General features: G+C 63.4%; 15 protein-coding genes and 1 pseudogene. 14 read left to right on the forward strand and 2 right to left on the reverse strand.

The window, feature by feature from the left end:
* Positions 1-1,244, reverse strand: a 1,244-nt coding sequence (locus L810_RS32475) for a collagen-like triple helix repeat-containing protein (RefSeq protein WP_042977058.1), incomplete at its 3' end; no start/stop codon positions are given.
* A 677-nt stretch (positions 1,245-1,921) separates the two neighbouring features.
* Between L810_RS32475 and L810_RS32480 the strand changes: the two genes are divergently transcribed.
* From L810_RS32480 to L810_RS32545, 14 genes are all read left to right on the forward strand, one after another.
* A complete protein-coding gene (locus L810_RS32480) occupies positions 1,922-2,140 on the forward strand; it encodes a Flp family type IVb pilin (protein WP_021162462.1) in 219 nt (72 codons plus the stop codon).
* Between the two features lie 97 nt (positions 2,141-2,237).
* Complete coding sequence (locus L810_RS32485) at positions 2,238-2,738, forward strand: A24 family peptidase (RefSeq protein WP_042977049.1); 501 nt, start codon at positions 2,238-2,240, stop codon at positions 2,736-2,738.
* Complete coding sequence (locus L810_RS32490; protein ID WP_021162464.1) at positions 2,735-3,181, forward strand: TadE/TadG family type IV pilus assembly protein; 447 nt, start codon at positions 2,735-2,737, stop codon at positions 3,179-3,181. The genes L810_RS32485 and L810_RS32490 overlap by 4 nt, the downstream gene beginning before the upstream one ends.
* A 66-nt stretch (positions 3,182-3,247) precedes the next feature.
* Positions 3,248-4,174 carry a Flp pilus assembly protein CpaB gene (cpaB, locus tag L810_RS32495; RefSeq protein ID WP_021162465.1) on the forward strand — a complete coding sequence of 309 codons (927 nt, stop codon included), beginning with the start codon at positions 3,248-3,250 and terminating at the stop codon, positions 4,172-4,174.
* Positions 4,175-4,239: 65 nt separating this feature from the next.
* Positions 4,240-5,571, forward strand: a complete 1,332-nt coding sequence (locus tag L810_RS32500) for a type II and III secretion system protein family protein (protein WP_021162466.1) — start codon at positions 4,240-4,242, stop codon at positions 5,569-5,571.
* A 60-nt stretch (positions 5,572-5,631) separates the two neighbouring features.
* Complete coding sequence (locus L810_RS32505) at positions 5,632-6,906, forward strand: fimbrial protein (protein ID WP_042977061.1); 1,275 nt, start codon at positions 5,632-5,634, stop codon at positions 6,904-6,906.
* 3 nt (positions 6,907-6,909) lie between these two features.
* Complete coding sequence (locus L810_RS32510) at positions 6,910-8,265, forward strand: CpaF family protein (protein WP_021162468.1); 1,356 nt, start codon at positions 6,910-6,912, stop codon at positions 8,263-8,265.
* Complete coding sequence (locus L810_RS32515) at positions 8,258-9,259, forward strand: type II secretion system F family protein (RefSeq protein ID WP_021162469.1); 1,002 nt, start codon at positions 8,258-8,260, stop codon at positions 9,257-9,259. The genes L810_RS32510 and L810_RS32515 overlap by 8 nt, the downstream gene beginning before the upstream one ends.
* A 4-nt stretch (positions 9,260-9,263) precedes the next feature.
* On the forward strand, positions 9,264-10,256 hold the full coding sequence (locus L810_RS32520; RefSeq protein ID WP_042977051.1) for a type II secretion system F family protein: 993 nt from the start codon (positions 9,264-9,266) through the stop codon (positions 10,254-10,256).
* Between the two features lie 18 nt (positions 10,257-10,274).
* Positions 10,275-11,117, forward strand: a complete 843-nt coding sequence (locus tag L810_RS32525; protein WP_021162471.1) for a tetratricopeptide repeat protein — start codon at positions 10,275-10,277, stop codon at positions 11,115-11,117.
* Positions 11,118-11,137: 20 nt separating this feature from the next.
* Positions 11,138-11,467 carry a DUF3613 domain-containing protein gene (locus L810_RS32530; RefSeq protein WP_042977063.1) on the forward strand — a complete coding sequence of 110 codons (330 nt, stop codon included), beginning with the start codon at positions 11,138-11,140 and terminating at the stop codon, positions 11,465-11,467.
* 9 nt (positions 11,468-11,476) lie between these two features.
* Positions 11,477-13,504, forward strand: coding sequence for a pilus assembly protein TadG-related protein (locus L810_RS32535; protein WP_225740283.1), 2,028 nt, complete (start codon positions 11,477-11,479; stop codon positions 13,502-13,504).
* Positions 13,505-13,612: 108 nt separating this feature from the next.
* Entirely contained in the window at positions 13,613-15,004 is a 1,392-nt protein-coding gene (locus L810_RS32540) for a sigma 54-interacting transcriptional regulator (RefSeq protein WP_042977053.1), read from the forward strand.
* Positions 15,005-15,058: 54 nt separating this feature from the next.
* The gene (locus L810_RS32545) at positions 15,059-15,766 is read left to right on the forward strand and encodes a DUF2968 domain-containing protein (RefSeq protein WP_042977054.1); all 708 of its coding nucleotides are present in this window, start codon (positions 15,059-15,061) and stop codon (positions 15,764-15,766) included.
* Between the two features lie 77 nt (positions 15,767-15,843).
* Here the strand turns inward: L810_RS32545 and L810_RS49360 are convergent.
* Positions 15,844-15,950: pseudogene (locus L810_RS49360) on the reverse strand (RNA chaperone Hfq); the annotation flags it as partial.

Here is a 15,950-nt window from a genome sequence, read left to right on the forward strand (position 1 = left end):
GCGCCCGTGACCGTCGAGACGAGACCGGTGACCGGTGCGAGCGGGCCGCTGCCGCCGCCTGCTGCGCCGCCGAGTGCGCCCGTGACCGTCGAGACGAGACCGGTGACCGGTGCGAGCGGGCCGCTGCCGCCACCCGTTGCGCCGCCGAGTGCGCCGGTGACCGTCGAGACGAGGCCGGTGAGCGGCGCGAGCGGGTTGGTTACGCCGCCGGTGCCGCCCGTGAGCAGGCCGCCGACGGCCTTCACGGTGTTGCCCGTCGACGAGACCGTGTTGCCAAGACCGGTCGTGACGGGGTTGCCGCCCGTCGACGCGAGCAGGGCGCCGGCCTGGTTCAGGCCGTTGCCGACCGTGCCGAGCAGCGTGTTGACGGGCGCGCCGAGGCCGGTTGCCGTGCCGATCGTCTGGGTCGTCTGGCCGACCATCGTCGTGATCGGCGTGATGGCCGAGCTGACCGTCTGCGTGACCTGCTGGATCGGGCCGGTCGACAGTGCGTTGGTGAGGGTATTGCCGCCGTTCGAGACGGCACCGCCGAGCGTCGACACGAGGCCGCCGACGGCGCCCGTGACCGGTGCGAGCGGCGAGAGCGGGCCGCTGCCGAGGCTCGAGACCAGGGTCCCCGTTTGCGTGACTGCGCTGCCGAGCTGGTTGACCACGCCACCCGTGCTGGCGAGCGTGGTGCCGACCGGGTCCTTCGTCGCGCCGAGCTGACCGAGACCGTTGCCGAGGCCATTGCCGAGTGCAGTCACTGCGCCGCCGACGCTTTGCACGATGCCGCCCGCGGCTTGTGTGGTGGCCGGGTTGACGCCCGGCAGCGTCTGGCTGCCGATGACGGAACCGAGGCCCGAGACGGTTCCGCCGACACCCGTCAAGATGTTGCTGCTGCTTGCGAGGACAGTTCCCACTGGGTTCGACGACACACCCGACGTGCCGGAAGTACCGGACGTGCCGCTCGTGCCCGACGTACCGCTGGTACCGGAGGTCCCGCTTGTGCCGGACGTACCGCTGGTACCCGAGGTGCCGCTGGTGCCGCTCGTACCCGAAGTTCCGCTCGTGCCCGACGAGCCCGAAGTTCCGCTCGTGCCGGACGTGGAGATCGTATCGCCGCCGCCCGAGCTCGAGCCGCCGCCAAGACCCTGGCTGATGGAACCCGAGCCGCCGCACGCGGAGAGGGAAAGCATGGCTGCAACGGTGGCCGCGATCAGAGTCGTCCGGAACACGCCATGAGGGATAACCTTAATGTCCATTTTGTCCTCGCATTAACATGTGTTGTGAACTGCGTTGTGTTGGGTGGTGCGAGGACTACTCTGCAACTGTCGTGCCATTTCGATGCCCGACGGTTCGGCAACAGGTTTTAAACGAGGCAATTCCTTGTCGGAAAAGGAAGTTATGGGAATTGAAAGATTGTTGAATCTGTTTAAGTGCAGACGAATGAGAACGATTTCGATCGTTTCGTAACGTAACGTCACAACATTGGCGTTACGCGTGCAACGTAACGTGGGAGGCCGAGCAGGCTTGGTGGACGAGGCAACTGTTTTACAGATGGATTAGGTGTGCACATCTAACCTATCGTAAATCCTATGTGTAAGTCGTACCGAAACGCCGTACAAATACGTTGTGCTCCTGTCATTTTTTTCGATCCAAGTCGTTAAAAGAGGTTGGAACTTAAATAGGATCGGATATAGAATCCGAAGCAGATGTAAGGAAATGTACGGTTCGGTACACAACGTTCGAGGAGGGTTGCTATCGCGAATGTTAACTTGCATCAAATGGTGAGCCATGCCCCTCGGGGCAATCTATAAAGAAAGTGCACCTGGTTGTCGTTACAGCAGATGTGGCGAACAGCGCGGGGCAACCGGCCAGATATGCGGGGATGTATACGTATAAAAGGCCAACGAACGTAAATACAGGCACGAGGAATAAAATGAAAGCACTCATCAAGCGCTTCCTTAAGGAAGAAGACGGGGTTACCGCGATCGAGTATGGTCTGATTGCGGGTCTGATTGCTGTTGCAATCGTTGCCGGGGTGACGAACATCGGCAGCAGCCTCGGCAATATGTTCACTAATCTTGGCACTTGCGTGTCCTCCCCTTCGGCTACCAACTGTTCTGCCAACGCGATCCGGGCAACCCCGGCGGGCTAAGCTGACGACTTCTTTTTCGGAAGTCGTCTTGGCGCAGTAGCGGGCGGATTGCTTCGGTAATCCGCTTGCCCTCGTATTTGCTGCGGATCGTGGCGCGATGGGACATCTTATTTTTAGCGGGGTATTTCTGACCTGGGCAGGTTTTGTCGTGGTCAGCGATATTCGTTTCCGCCGTATTTCGAACGCGCTTGTTCTGGTCGGACTGGTCAGTGGGTTCGCCGGCGCATGCGTGGCCGCGAATCCATTTGGCATTTCCATGCTTCAATCAGGGGCCGGCATGCTGGTCGGCCTGATTGGGCTTATGCCGTTCTTCCTTCTGCGCGTGATGGGCGCAGCAGATGTAAAGATTTTTGCCGTGCTCGGCATCTGGTGTGGTGTGCATGCGCTGCTGTGGCTGTGGGTGGCCGCCAGTCTGGCTGCCAGCCTGCACGCGCTCGTGCTGATGGTGCTGTCGCGCACCTCGCTCGGAGGCTTGTGGCGACCGCGCGAGCCTGCACTGAGACTCGGGAGATATCGGGCAACGCCCTATGCCGCATGCCTCGCGGTGCCGGCTGCCGTATGGCTGCTCTATCTTGCCGCAACGGGGGGCGTGCGATGAAACGACAGAACGCATGGCGAGGACGTCGGCGGCAACGCGGAGCGACAGCGGTCGAGTTTGCGATCGTGTTTCCGCTGTTCTTCGTGATCTTCTACGCGATTCTGAGTTTCGGGATGATTTTTGTCATTCAGCAGAGCTTGACGTTGGCGGCAAGCGAGGGCGCGCGCGCTGGATTGAGCTACGCACCGGATCTCACGACACGCGTCGCGAACGCGAAGACGACGACCCAGAATGTCCTTGGCTGGCTGAACAGTAGTCCGCCCAACGTTGTGGCGCAGCAGTGCAACTACAACGGGACACCGACGCCGTTGCTGTACTGCCTGACGGTCACGGTGAGCTATACGCCGGACAGCTGGATGACGATCATGCCGTTCCTGGGGGCCTTCATGACGGCACCTTTGACGGGCACTGCAGTGGTGCAGATCCCGCAGACCATGCTATGAGCATGTCATCCACGAATCACGCCGCAAGAAGCTAACTGGTTTTTATTCCTGCATCCATTCCACAACATGGCCAACAACGTAACGAAGATCATTGCGGGGCTGCTGATTGCGATCGCTGTTCTGCTTGGAATCTATGCCTGGGTGCTTGGACGAAGCGCTTCGCGTCCCGTGCCGGTCCAGCAAGCTGCGACGACAACAGCCGTACCCGTCGTGATTGCGACGCGGACCTTGCCGGGCGGTCAGCCGATTCCGGCTGACGCGCTGAAGATCCAGTCGACTGCGCTAGTACCGGTGGGCGCGTTCAGTGATCCCGTTCCGCTTGTCGGCCGCGTGCCTGTTCGGGAGATCCCGGCCTCGGCGCCGGTCGTTGCGGATGCGCTGGTATCGGGGCTTGCCGAGGACGTACAGCCCGGCGAGCGCGCGGTTGCAGTTCGCGTCGACGAATCGAATGCAGTCGGCAACCGGCTGCGGCCCGGCAATTATGTCGACGTGTTCCTGAATCTGAAGCGTGAAGGCGGCGGCACGATGCTTGACGGCGAGGTCTCGCAGTCGCAGGCGCGTCTTCTGTTGTCGAAGGTCCGTGTGCTGTCGTTCGGTGATGCGACAGCGGATCGCGACAGCGGGAACAACAACGGTGGCAACGGGCAACCGGCCGGTGTCCGCATCGCGGTGCTCGCGGTACCGACCGCGCAGGTCGACGCGCTGACGCTCGGCGAAGCGAGCGGCCGGCTGACGTTCGCCTTGCGCAACCCGCGTGACGACGAGCTTGCGGTACAGACGGTTGCGGTACGTACGGACAACAAGCTGTCGCCGTCGGCACTGGCTGCAGCGGGCGTTTCGTTGCAACAACTGTCCGGTACAACGAGAGCGCCGGTGGCCAATGTGAACGTGCCGCCGTTACCGCCGCGTTTGCTGCCGGTGGTGCGGCCGAGCGGGGGGGGCGGCAACATCGAAGTGATCCGCGGCGGCCGGTCGGAAACGGTTGCCTATTGAAAGACATCGACGGCCATCGATATTAGCGACGACAAGTAAAAGGCCGCGCGACGGTCTACCAAACGATGAAAAAAACACTGAGTGCATTCGCGATTGCCATCTTCACCATGACTTTCGCATCGTTCGCGACTGCGAGCGGCACGATCGAGCTTGCGGTCGGCGCGCAAAGGCAGATTTCGGCGAGCCGCACGCTGCAGCGTGTCGCGGTCGGCGATCCTGCGATAGCCGACGTGCTGATCATGAAGGGGAGCCGCTCGGGATCGGTGCTGCTTACCGCGAAGGCGCCCGGCGCGACGAACGTCATGTTGTGGGAGCGTGGTCACGACGAGCCGACGGTCTGGAATGTCGAGGTCGTCGACGCGGCCGCGCAAGCGGTGCTCGACGGCTCTACGCCGCGCGTGAATGCCTACGGCGGAACGGCGGTATTGCAAGGCTCGTCTGCGTCGCTCGAGGCACATGCGCGTGCGGCCGCGGTCGGCAAGAACACGAGCGGGAAGGGGGCCGTGATCGACCGCTCGACGGTTCCCGGCAAGAGCGTCGTGCAGGTCGACGTGCGGGTCGTCGAATTCAGCCGTTCGGTGCTCAAGCAAGTCGGGTTCAATTTCTTCAAGCAAAGCAACGGCTTTTCGTTCGGATCGTTTTCGCCGGGGGGCGTGCAGTCGTATAGCGGAGGGTCCGGCCCAGGTACCGCAGGTTACGTTCCGACGCTCGGATCGCCGGTCGCGTCGGCGTTCAACCTGGTCGTGAACGCCGCCGGGCGCGGCATTTTTGCCGATCTGTCACTGCTCGAGGCGAACAATCTCGCTCGCGTGCTGGCGGAGCCGACGCTCGTCGCGCTGTCCGGGCAGAGCGCGAGCTTTCTCGCGGGCGGCGAGATTCCGGTGCCGTCACCGCAAGGGCTCGGCTCGACCGCGATCCAGTGGAAGCAATATGGTGTCGGGCTCTCGCTGATGCCGACGGTCCTGAGCCCGAACCGGATAGCGTTGAAGGTTGCTCCCGAGTCGAGTCAGCTCGACTTCGTGAACAGCGTGACGATCAGTGGCGTTGCGGTGCCTGGTATCACGACGCGCCGCGCGGATACGACCGTCGAGCTCGGCGACGGCGAAAGCTTCGTGATCGGCGGTCTGATCGATCGCCAGACGATGTCGAACGTGAGCAAGGTGCCGTTGCTGGGCGATCTGCCGATTATCGGTACGTTCTTCAAGAATCTGAACTATCAGCAAAACGACAAGGAATTGCTGATCATCGTGACTCCTCACCTTGTCGCGCCGATCTCCAAGGGGGCCGTGCTGCCCGCAACACCCGGCGAGTTGTCCGAGCAGCACGATGGACCGGTCTGGAAATCGTATCTGGGCGGAGCTGCGTCGCCGGACGCCGCTCCGGGGTTTTCAAAATGAGTGGGATGTCTCGCGAATTGCGACGCGTCGCCACGCTTTGTGTAGTCGGGGGTGTTCGACATGAATGCGCGAATCCAGTCATTGTGTGAACCCGCCGTGACCGACTATTTCGTTTGCGCGTCACAGCACGAGGCGCATGTCCGCTGGCTGGCCGATACGCTCGTATCGGCCGGTGCGGTCGAGGCCGCGTCGCTCGAGCCGGGTGTGCTTGCTCAGCGCATCACGGGGCTCAATCCGGCGCTCGTGTTCATCGATTTTTCCGACGGCAACGCGGCTGCGAGCGTGGTCGCGGCGGCGGTACGTGCATCGCATCCGGGGCTGCCGATCATCGCACTCGGCTCGCTCGCACAGCCGGAGAGCACGCTCGCCGCATTGCGCGCCGGTGTGCGTGATTTCATCGACGTGTCGGCTGCGGCGGAAGAGGCGTTGCGCACGACGCGCGGGCTGCTGGCAAACGTCGGCGAGCCGGCAAGCCGTCACGGCAAGCTCGTCGCATTGCTTGGCGCGCGTGCCGGCATGGGCGTGAGTACGCTCGCGGCGAATCTCGCCGTGTGGCTGCAGAAGCACGCGGTGAGCCCGGGGGCGCCCGGCGAGTCGAATGGCGGCACGCCGGCCGGTCGCCAGACCGCCCTCGTTGACCTGGGGCTGCCGGCAGGCGACGGTGCGCTGTTCCTGAACACCCGCTGCGAATTCCATTTCATCGATGCCGTTCACAACCTGCGTCGCATCGACCGAACCTTCGTGAATGCCGCACTGACGCGGCATGGGAGCGGTGTTGCATTGACGACACTGCCGGCCGATCTCGGCGGGCTGCGTGATGTCTCGTATGCATCGTGCGCTGGCGTGCTGAACCGGTTTCGCGCATTTTTCGATCAGCAGATCGTCGATCTCGGTGGTTTTTCGAACCGTGAGTTCGTTGCCCAGATTACGATGTCGGCCGATGAAGCTTGGCTCGTCTGCGACCAGGGCGTCGCGTCGATCGTGTCCGCGGCCGATCTGCTCACAGGGCTGCGCGACGCGGGTGTCGATACCGATCGTGTACGGCTCGTCGTCAACCAGTACGATCCCGCACTCGACCTGACGCCTGCACAGATCGCCGAGCGTCTCGGTCTTGCGCTGGTGGGTACGTTGCCGTCGCGCCGCGTCGCGATCGGCCATGCGGCAAACCAGGGCCGGCTCATCGTCGACGTGACGGAGCGCGACCCGTACGTGCGCGCGCTCGAGTCGCTCGCCGCGCGGCTGCCCGGCGTGTCGGTCAGATCGACCGCTGCGCGACCGGCATCCGGCCTGTCTGCGCTGAAGCGCTTCATTCAACCCTCGTCCAAGCGGTCGTAAGCGATGGCACACGACATTCAATTCGCCGACGGCGCAGCGCCGTTCTCCCAGACGCAGCAATTCCACGACATCAAGAATGCCGCGCACGAGCACTTGCTGACGCGTATCGAAGAACTGGGCGCCGAGTTCGGCCGTTGGTCCCGACAGGCGATCAACCAGTTCGTCGATCTGGAGATCGACAGCTTCGTGCGCCTGCGCCGCATTCCGCTCAACGAGAACGAGGTGCGTACGATCGCCGAGGCCCTGACGAAGGAGCTTGCGGGCTTCGGACCCATCGAGGACCTGCTCGCGGACCCGGCAGTCGAAGACATCCTGGTCAACGGTTACAAGGACGTGTACGTGTCGCGTCACGGGATTCTCGCGAAGCTGCCGGTGCGCTTTACCGACAACGCGCACCTGCTGCGGATCGTGCGCCGGATCCTCGCACCGATCGGCCGTCGTCTCGACGAGTCGAACCCGATGGTCGACGCGCGGCTGCCCGACGGTGGCCGCGTGAACGTCGTGATCGAGCCGTTGTCGATCGACGGCCCGGTCGTATCGATCCGGAAATTCCGCAAGGATCCGCTGAAACCGTCCGACCTGCTCGGCAACGGGACGTTCAACGAAGAGATCAACACGCTGCTCCAGGCAGCGGTCGAGGCGCGCTGCAATATTCTCGTGTCGGGCGGGACGAGTTCCGGCAAGACGTCACTGCTCAACGCGCTCGCGTTCCACATTCCGGAGATCGAGCGCGTCGTGACGATCGAGGATACGGCAGAGCTGTCGCTGAACCACCCGCACGTTGTGCGCCTCGAGAGCCGTCCAGGCGGTTTCGACGGTACCGGCGTCGTGTCGATTCGCGACCTGCTGCGCAATACGCTGCGGATGCGCCCGGACCGGATCATCGTCGGCGAAGTGCGCGGCGGCGAAGTGCTGGAAATGCTGCAGGCGATGAACACGGGTCACGACGGCTCGATGGGTACCGTGCACGCGAGTTCGCCGCGCGAGTGTCTGTATCGTCTCGAGATGCTGGCGGGTTTTGCGGGTTTCCAGGGCACCGAGTCGAGTCTGCGCCGGCAGATCGCGAATGCGATCGACTTCATCGTGCAGATCGGTCGCCTCTCGAACGGGCGACGGCGGATCCTGTCGATCACGGAAGTTACCGGTCTGTCCGACAACATCATCGCGACCCAGGAGCTTTACCGCTACGAAGCGCGCGTGACGGCGGAGGGCGAGGAAGTCGATCACTGGGAAACGCTCGGCATTCATCCGCATTCGCCGAAGCTTGCGCGCTTCCGCCAGACGCTGACGAGCGGCGGGTTCGGCGACGGCTTCGGTGGCGGCGGGTTCGGCCGCGGCGGCGGGGGCTTCAATGTATAGCGCAATGGTGTGGGCGCTGGCCTTCGCGATGGTGTGCGTCGCTGCCGCGATGATGCTGTGGCGTCACGCTGAAACCCGGCGCGTACGAACCGACGCCAAGCGCTTCATCGACAGCCGGCTCGAACCCGGCGCACGTGCCGGTGTCCCCGCGCAGGCAGCACGGCCGGCGGCGGCCGGTGCCGCGCGCGCGGTGCCGATGCAGCCAGGCGCGGCACGGAACGCATCGTCCGACGCAATCTGGGCACATTGGTATGCGACGGCATCCGAATATCTGTCGAACCTCGCGAGTCGTGCGGGGATAGACGACGCGCGCGGCAAGGCGTTCATCGCGCTCGCAGCGCTTGTCGTGGTTGCATTCATTGCGGGTAGTCACGGCGGCATGCTCGCGTGTTTCGCTGCGCTCATTTGCGGAAGCGCGATACTCGGCGTCTGGCTCGCGTCACGGATTCAGCGGCGGCGGTTGAAGATCGTCCGGCAGATCCCGTCGTTCCTCGACGGGATCGTGCGTCTCGTCACGCTGGGCAACAGCGTGCCGGCTGCTTTCCAGGCAGCACTCCTGACGACCGAGGAGCCGCTGCGCGGCTGCCTGGACGTCGTGTCCCGGATGCTGCGAGGCGGTATCGAGATCGATCGCGCGATGATGCACATCGCGAAGATCTACCGGACGGAAGAGTTTGAACTCGTCGGCTCGGTGCTGCGCTTGTCGGTCAAATACGGCGGTCGTGCGGACGTGATGCTCGAGCGGATGTCGGTGTTCATGCGCGATCTCGAGCAGGCCGAGCGTGAATTGGCAGCGATGTCGTCGGAAACACGGCTGTCGGCGTTCGTCCTCGTCATGCTGCCGATCGCGATCGGCAGCTTTGTCGTGATGACAAACCCGAGGTATCTGTACGGGATGTGGGGCGATCCGAGCGGTCGGTCGCTGCTCACGATCGCATTCCTGGCGCAAGTGGCCGGCAGCATATGGCTGTACCGAATGGCTCGGCTCAGGTGAGGCTATGACAGCAACTCAAATCGGAGCGATTGCGCTGGCAGTGGGCGCACTTGGCGTGCTGCTGCTAGGCATGGTCGCCGTGTTGCGTGCGCATGCAGCAGGGCGTGCCGAACGTGCGCTGGTCGATGCGCTGGATCGGCGCATGGCTGCACTCGAGGCAGCGAAAGCACGGACCGCGCCGAACGGCGATGCGCCTGCGAAACCCGACGTGCGCGGCGGGCAACGCGTCCAGCGTTTGCTGGACCGGTTGTCGGCGGCGGGCATGCGCTGGCTGGATACCGGATTCGGCAAATACGCTGTCGCGGAAGAGGATCGTCGCCTGCTCGAGCAAGCCGGATATGTCGACTCACGCACGCGCGGGTTGTTTCTGAGCGCGCGGGTCGCGTGCGGGATCGCGCTGCCGCTGCTGTTTGCGATCTTCGCGAGCGGGCGCATGAAAGGCAGTGTCTGGATGGTCGGCATGTTCGTCGCCTTCGGGCTCGGCTTCATGCTGCCGAAACTCTATGTGCAGCGCCGTGCGGCGTCGCGTCGGCAGAGCGTCGTCGACGAACTGCCGCTGCTCGTCGACATGTTGCGCTTGCTGCAAGGTGTCGGGCTGTCGCTCGATCAGAGCCTGCAGGTCGTGACGAACGATTTTCGCGGGATGCTGCCGGTGCTGTCGTCGGAGGTGGGAATCGCGCAGCGTCAGTTCGCTGCAGGACGTACGCGCGAGCAGTCGCTGCAACGGCTGTCCGGCGGATTCGACAACGAGGATTTGCGCGCGATCGTGCGATTGATGATTCAGGTCGACAAGCATGGCGGCGCGGTGCAGGAGCCGCTCAAGCAGTTCGGCGATCGTTTGCGCGAGACTCGCCGCGCGATGCTGCGTGAACGCATCGGCAGATTGACCGTGAAGATGACGGGCGTCATGGTGCTGACGCTGTTGCCTGCATTGCTGATCGTGACGGCCGGGCCGGGCATGCTGGCGGTGATGCGCGCATTGGCGTCGCAGCATTGAAGGACGGAAGGACAGACCATGAAGCGAATCGGCGAAACAGTGACGCGGGCGGGCATGTTGGCGGCGGTCCTGTTGCTTGGCGCATGCGCCACCAAGGAAAGCGGGTATGGCGTCGGTGCGCAGACCGAGCGTGCGGCGCTGATGCAGGCAGCAGATCAGAAGCAGTCCGTTCCGGATACACCGGGGATGTATCTGGGCCTGATTCAGCGTATGCAAACGCAAGGGCTCTATTACGCTTCTCTCGCGCACATCGATGCGTACGACAAGACATACGGCGTCATGCCGGAATCGGTTCTGCTGCGCGCGGATGCGTTGCGGATGACCGATCAGCCGGCAGCAAGCGCGGCTGCGTATAACCAGTTGCTGAAGACGCCGCTCGCTGCGCGCGGCTATCGCGGGCTTGGGTTGCTGGCGGGCGCCGCGGGGGATTTCGAGCGTGCGGTGCAGGCATTGACGCAGGCGTCGGAGCTTGCGCCGACGGATCCGTCGCTGCTTTCCGACCTTGCTTACGCGAAGTTGCGCAGCGGCGACGTCGTTGGTTCACGGGTGCCGCTGATGAAGGCGGCCGAACTCGATCAGCGCAATCCGAAGATCGTCAGCAACCTCGCGCTGTATCTGTTTGCGGCAGGACGTGCGCAGGATGCGCAACGGTTGATGAACCAGCAGCATCTGTCGGCCGATGTTCGCAAGGACATCAACAGCGATGCTGCGAAGATCGCTGCGGCCGTGCGGGCCCAGCAGCGTGCAGTCGCGACACCGCCGGTGGTTTCGCGCCGCAGCGCGGCAACACCGATCACGCCGATGGCGAACAATGTCGGCTACGACCAGACAGTGCCGCTGTTGCAACGGTTTGCACAATGAACGGATATCCGGGGAGCAACATGAACGAGAACAAACATAATCGAAGCGTACGCATCGGCTGGATCGCGACGCTCGGTGCGATCGCCTGCATCGTAACGAGCTCCGGCGCGGCATATGGTCAACAACCCGTGGAACCGGGCGCGTCAGACGTAGGCCGTTCGACCAAGAACTGGCTCGCGATGCAGCGTGACAATCGCGCGGCGGCGCCGGCGCAACCGGTGTTCGGCGATGTCGCATCGCTTGCCTACCAGCGCTATCTCGATTCGTTCAAGAACAAGATCCCGGATTCGATAAGTTCGCAACTCGGTGCAACGGGTGGCATGTCGGGCGGCGGCCAGGGCGCGCAATAAGAGATGATCATGCGCGCAGATCAATCGCACGCGGCGCGGCGGTGTGGCGCTGGTGGTCCGCGGAGAAATCGCCAGCGGGGGAGCGTCGCGGTCATGGCGACGATCTGGGCACTGGTTGCGATTATCGTGCTGGGCGCGATCGACGTCGGCCATTTCTATGCTGAAAGACGCAGAATGCAAGCGGCGGCCGATTTGGCCGCGCTGTCAGCGGTGTCGCAAATTGCCACCGACTCGACTTGTCAGGCAGCAAAGACCGCTGCCGGTCAAATCGCCAACCCATCGACGAATCCATTGCCGACAGGTTCGAGCGTTTCCGTGTCCTGCGGCATCTGGACGGCGCCTCAGGGCAGCGGCAGCGCGCAGTTCACCTGGATGTCTGGAGACCCGATCACCGGTGGCCAATGCGCCGGTCTGTCGGCCGGAACAGTCAATGGCCAATCGACCAATGCCGTTTGTGTCACGGTGGCTGAGCCGGTCGACGGGATATTTCGCGGTGGCGTCACGATCGGTGGATCCGCCATCGCCAAGAGCGTGCCGACCGATACCTTTACGCTCACCACGTCGCTGGCGACATTGAACGGCGGGTTGGCCAATCAGTTGCTTAAGGTACTGACAGGGTCTCCGAATGCACTGAGTCTGCAGGTGCTCGACTACCAGGGGCTGGCGCAAGTCAACCTGAAACTGGCCGGCATTCTCGCCAATCTGCCGGTCGGCACGACCACGGGCGTATTGAATGGTACCGTGACGCTCGGGCAACTGGCCAACGCCGCAGTGCAGGCGGCGACGCAGCAGAATCTGGTCGGGGCGAACCTGAACGTTCTGAACGCGATTGTCGCCGCGCTCTGTTCCGGGAGCGTCTGCGGCGGTCCGCAGATCGCGCTCGGCCAGCTGGTTTCTGCTGCTACCGCTACGGGAACCTCCGCCGTCGACGCCAGCGTCAATGCACTCGGATTGCTGTCGACGGCATTGCAGATCGCGAACGGCACGAGTTCGGTCAACATCCCCAGCGTCACGGTTCAGACGCCTACCTTGCTCGCGCCGCTGCTGAACGTGAACGTATCGGGTTCGGTCAAGCTCGGGGCGAATCCTCCGTCCACGGCGAGCGGTCCGCCGGGGCCGTCGAATTGCGGGACGTCCAATTGCACGACCAATACATCGACCGCGCAGGGGAACATTTTCCTCAATACGTCGATATCGCTGCTGTCGACCTGTCCGACCGGCGGGCTGGTCTATCCGGGGGGCACGTGCCCGTCGGGTAGTCCCACGCCGCTCGCGGCGGTGCAACTGCCGATCACCGCCTATGTGGCACCGGCAACGGCGGGCCTGGCGTCGGTCACCTGTTCTGCGGACGGCACGAAAAGGGCAACGGTGAACGTGCAGACCGGATTGGTTGCCGTGTATCTCGGCGGCTCGGCGAATACGCCGATCAACCTCAATGCATCGAGCGGATATACGCAGAACGGTAGCGCCACGCCGATTACGCTGGTGTCCGTCAACCTGCAGAGCCTGCTTAATCTGTTGAACCTGGGCGGCCTGATTTCCGGGTTGTCGACGTTGGTCAAGACCTTGACGTTGGGGCTCCTCGACCTGAACCAGATCTCGGTCAAGATCAACCTGACGCCCGGACAGTTGACCATTCCCGTTGCCAATCAAAGTGCGACACCGTTGCCGTTTACCTACCCGGGTCCGGGTTCATCCGCGTCGCCGACCCCTGCATCGCCATACATGTTGAGCACCGGCACGGATCAGCTTCTGTCGCCCGCGGTTCAAAGCGCGCTTAACAGCGGCCTGTCGATCCAGTTGACCGCCGACAGCGGTTTGCTCGCATTGCTGGGTGATGTTGTCACACCGGTGCTGAACGTCGTTCTCGGGCCGATTTTGTCCGCTCTGGGTACTACACTTGTCCCGCTGCTCCTGCAACCGATTGATTCGCTCCTGACCTCGGTCACGGGCCTGCTCGGCCTCAGCCTCGGGAATGCCTATGTCACGAACACACCGGACTCGATCAAATGCGGCAACCCTATGCTGGTTCAATAAATGCCTGAACGTTCTGTCGTCAAAGCAGGCAGCGTCGCTGCCGCCTGCCACCGCTCACTGACCTGCAATGCCGAGCCACTCGTCAATTTCTGAAGCCGCACCCGAATCATGAGAACCACGCCCGCAATCGAAGAGCTCGACCTGTACGTCTGGGAAGGCAAGGCGGACATTGTCGACCGCGTCGCCCGGTGCATGGCGAGCTTCGACGTCGAAGTGATCCGCGCCGACAACGCGGAGATCTCGCCCGAGCGCGCCGCATTGCGGCCGTCACTGGCGATCATCAGCGTGACGATGATCGAAATCGGCGCAGCGTTCCTGCGCGACTGGCAGGCCAACATCGGCATGCCGGTCGTCTGGGTCGGCGCGGCGCGCGATCACGACGCTTCGCAGTATCCGCCCGAGTATTCGCACATCCTGCCGCTCGATTTCACGTGCGCCGAGCTGCGCGGCATGATCGGCAAGCTCGTCACGCAACTGCGGGCGCATACGGCCGAAACGTCGCATCCGACCGAACTCGTCGCGCACTCGGAATCGATGCAGGCACTGCTGCACGAAGTCGATACATTCGCCGACTGCGACACCAACGTGCTGCTGCACGGAGAAACCGGCGTCGGCAAGGAGCGCATCGCGCAACTGCTGCACGAAAAGCATTCGCGTTACCGGCACGGCGAATTCGTGCCGGTGAACTGCGGTGCGATTCCCGACGGCCTGTTCGAATCGCTGTTCTTCGGTCATGCGAAAGGATCGTTCACGGGCGCGGTTGTTGCGCATAAAGGTTATTTCGAGCAGGCAGGCGGCGGCACGCTGTTCCTCGACGAAGTCGGCGATCTGCCGCTGTACCAGCAGGTCAAGCTGCTGCGCGTGCTCGAGGACGGCGCGGTGCTGCGTGTCGGCGCAACGTCGCCGGTCAAGGTCGATTTCCGCCTGGTCGCGGCGAGCAACAAGAAGCTGCCGCAACTCGTGAAGGATGGCCTGTTCCGCGCCGATCTCTACTACCGGCTCGCGGTGATCGAGCTGAGCATTCCGTCGCTGGAAGAGCGCGGTGCCGTCGACAAGATCGCGCTGTTCAAGTCGTTCGTCGCACAGGTGGTCGGCGAGGCACGGCTCGCGCAGTTGTCCGATCTGCCGTACTGGCTGACGGATTCTGTCGCGGACAGCTATTTCCCCGGCAACGTGCGCGAACTGCGCAACCTCGCCGAGCGCGTCGGCGTGACGGTGCGGCAGACGGGCGGGTGGGATGCCGCGCGGTTGCAGCGGTTGATCGCGCATGCGCGCGGTTCGGCGCAGCCGGTACCGGCGGAGAGCGCGGCCGAGGTCTTCGTCGATCGCAGCAAGTGGGACATGAACGAGCGCAACCGCGTGATTGCGGCGCTCGACGCCAACGGCTGGCGGCGTCAGGATACGGCGCAGCAGCTCGGTATCAGCCGCAAGGTATTGTGGGAAAAAATGCGCAAATATCAGATCTTTGACGAGGAGCCCGAGACCCGCGAAAGTGAGTAATTAATGAGATAAAATCGCGCTGAATTACAACGACACGGGCGGGAATAGAACTTCATGAGCCATATGACGGGGTTGGGAAAGGCGTGCGTGTTGCTCGCCGTGGTGGGAGGCATGCAGGGCGCTTATGCGCAGAGCCTGGCGGACAGCGGGTCGCCGGCAGTACAGCAGGCGTCGGCGCCGGTGGCTGCGATTCCGGTGGTCGATCCGCAGGTCCAGACGTCGGTGCAGCCGCAGGCAGGTGAGTCGACGGGGCCGAGCACGGTCGACGACCTGCAGCGCCAGATCCAGGCGCACTCGCTGACGGAAATGCGCACGAGCTACAACGGCAGCTACGGTGCGAGCCTGCTGTTCAACGTAAAGGACGGCGCGTATTTCGTCGCGCTGTTCCAGCAGAAGGCGTTCTGGCGCGTGATCAAGACTTACGACGAAACGCGTGCGGAAGCGATCTACCGCGATTTCTCGCGCCAGGCGGAGCGGCTGGCCGTAAACGAACTGCGGGCAGCGAAGCTGGAATCGCAGAAGGCGCAGATGGACAAGCAGATCGAAGTCACGCAGGATCGCGCGCGGCGTCTGCAGGCGGATATCTCGATCGCACGCCAGCAGCAGGCGGCAGTCGCGGATCGTCAGAAGAGCGTACGTAACGAGACGGCCGCATTGCAGGCGCAGCAGGCCGAGCTTCAGTCGCAACTGCGGGCGTTGCAGCAGCAGGTGCGTTCGTTGCAGCGGGAGGCCGACGCCGGTTTGCCGACGACGGCACGCTGAACCCGGCAGCGGTGCGGCGACATGCCGCGCCGGCCGCACAAGTAAAAAGGGCAAGCCGGTTGGCTTGCCCTTTTGTTTTACTGGCCGTCCGGCACGATTCGCCGGCGGCGCGTCACGATCACCGGCCCGTTGCCGCCGCGGGAATCCGACGGCGAAGCGTTGCCGGATGCGTCGCCGGCATCGC

Source organism: Burkholderia sp. AU4i, from assembly GCF_000466765.1.
Classification (GTDB): domain Bacteria; phylum Pseudomonadota; class Gammaproteobacteria; order Burkholderiales; family Burkholderiaceae; genus Burkholderia; species Burkholderia cepacia.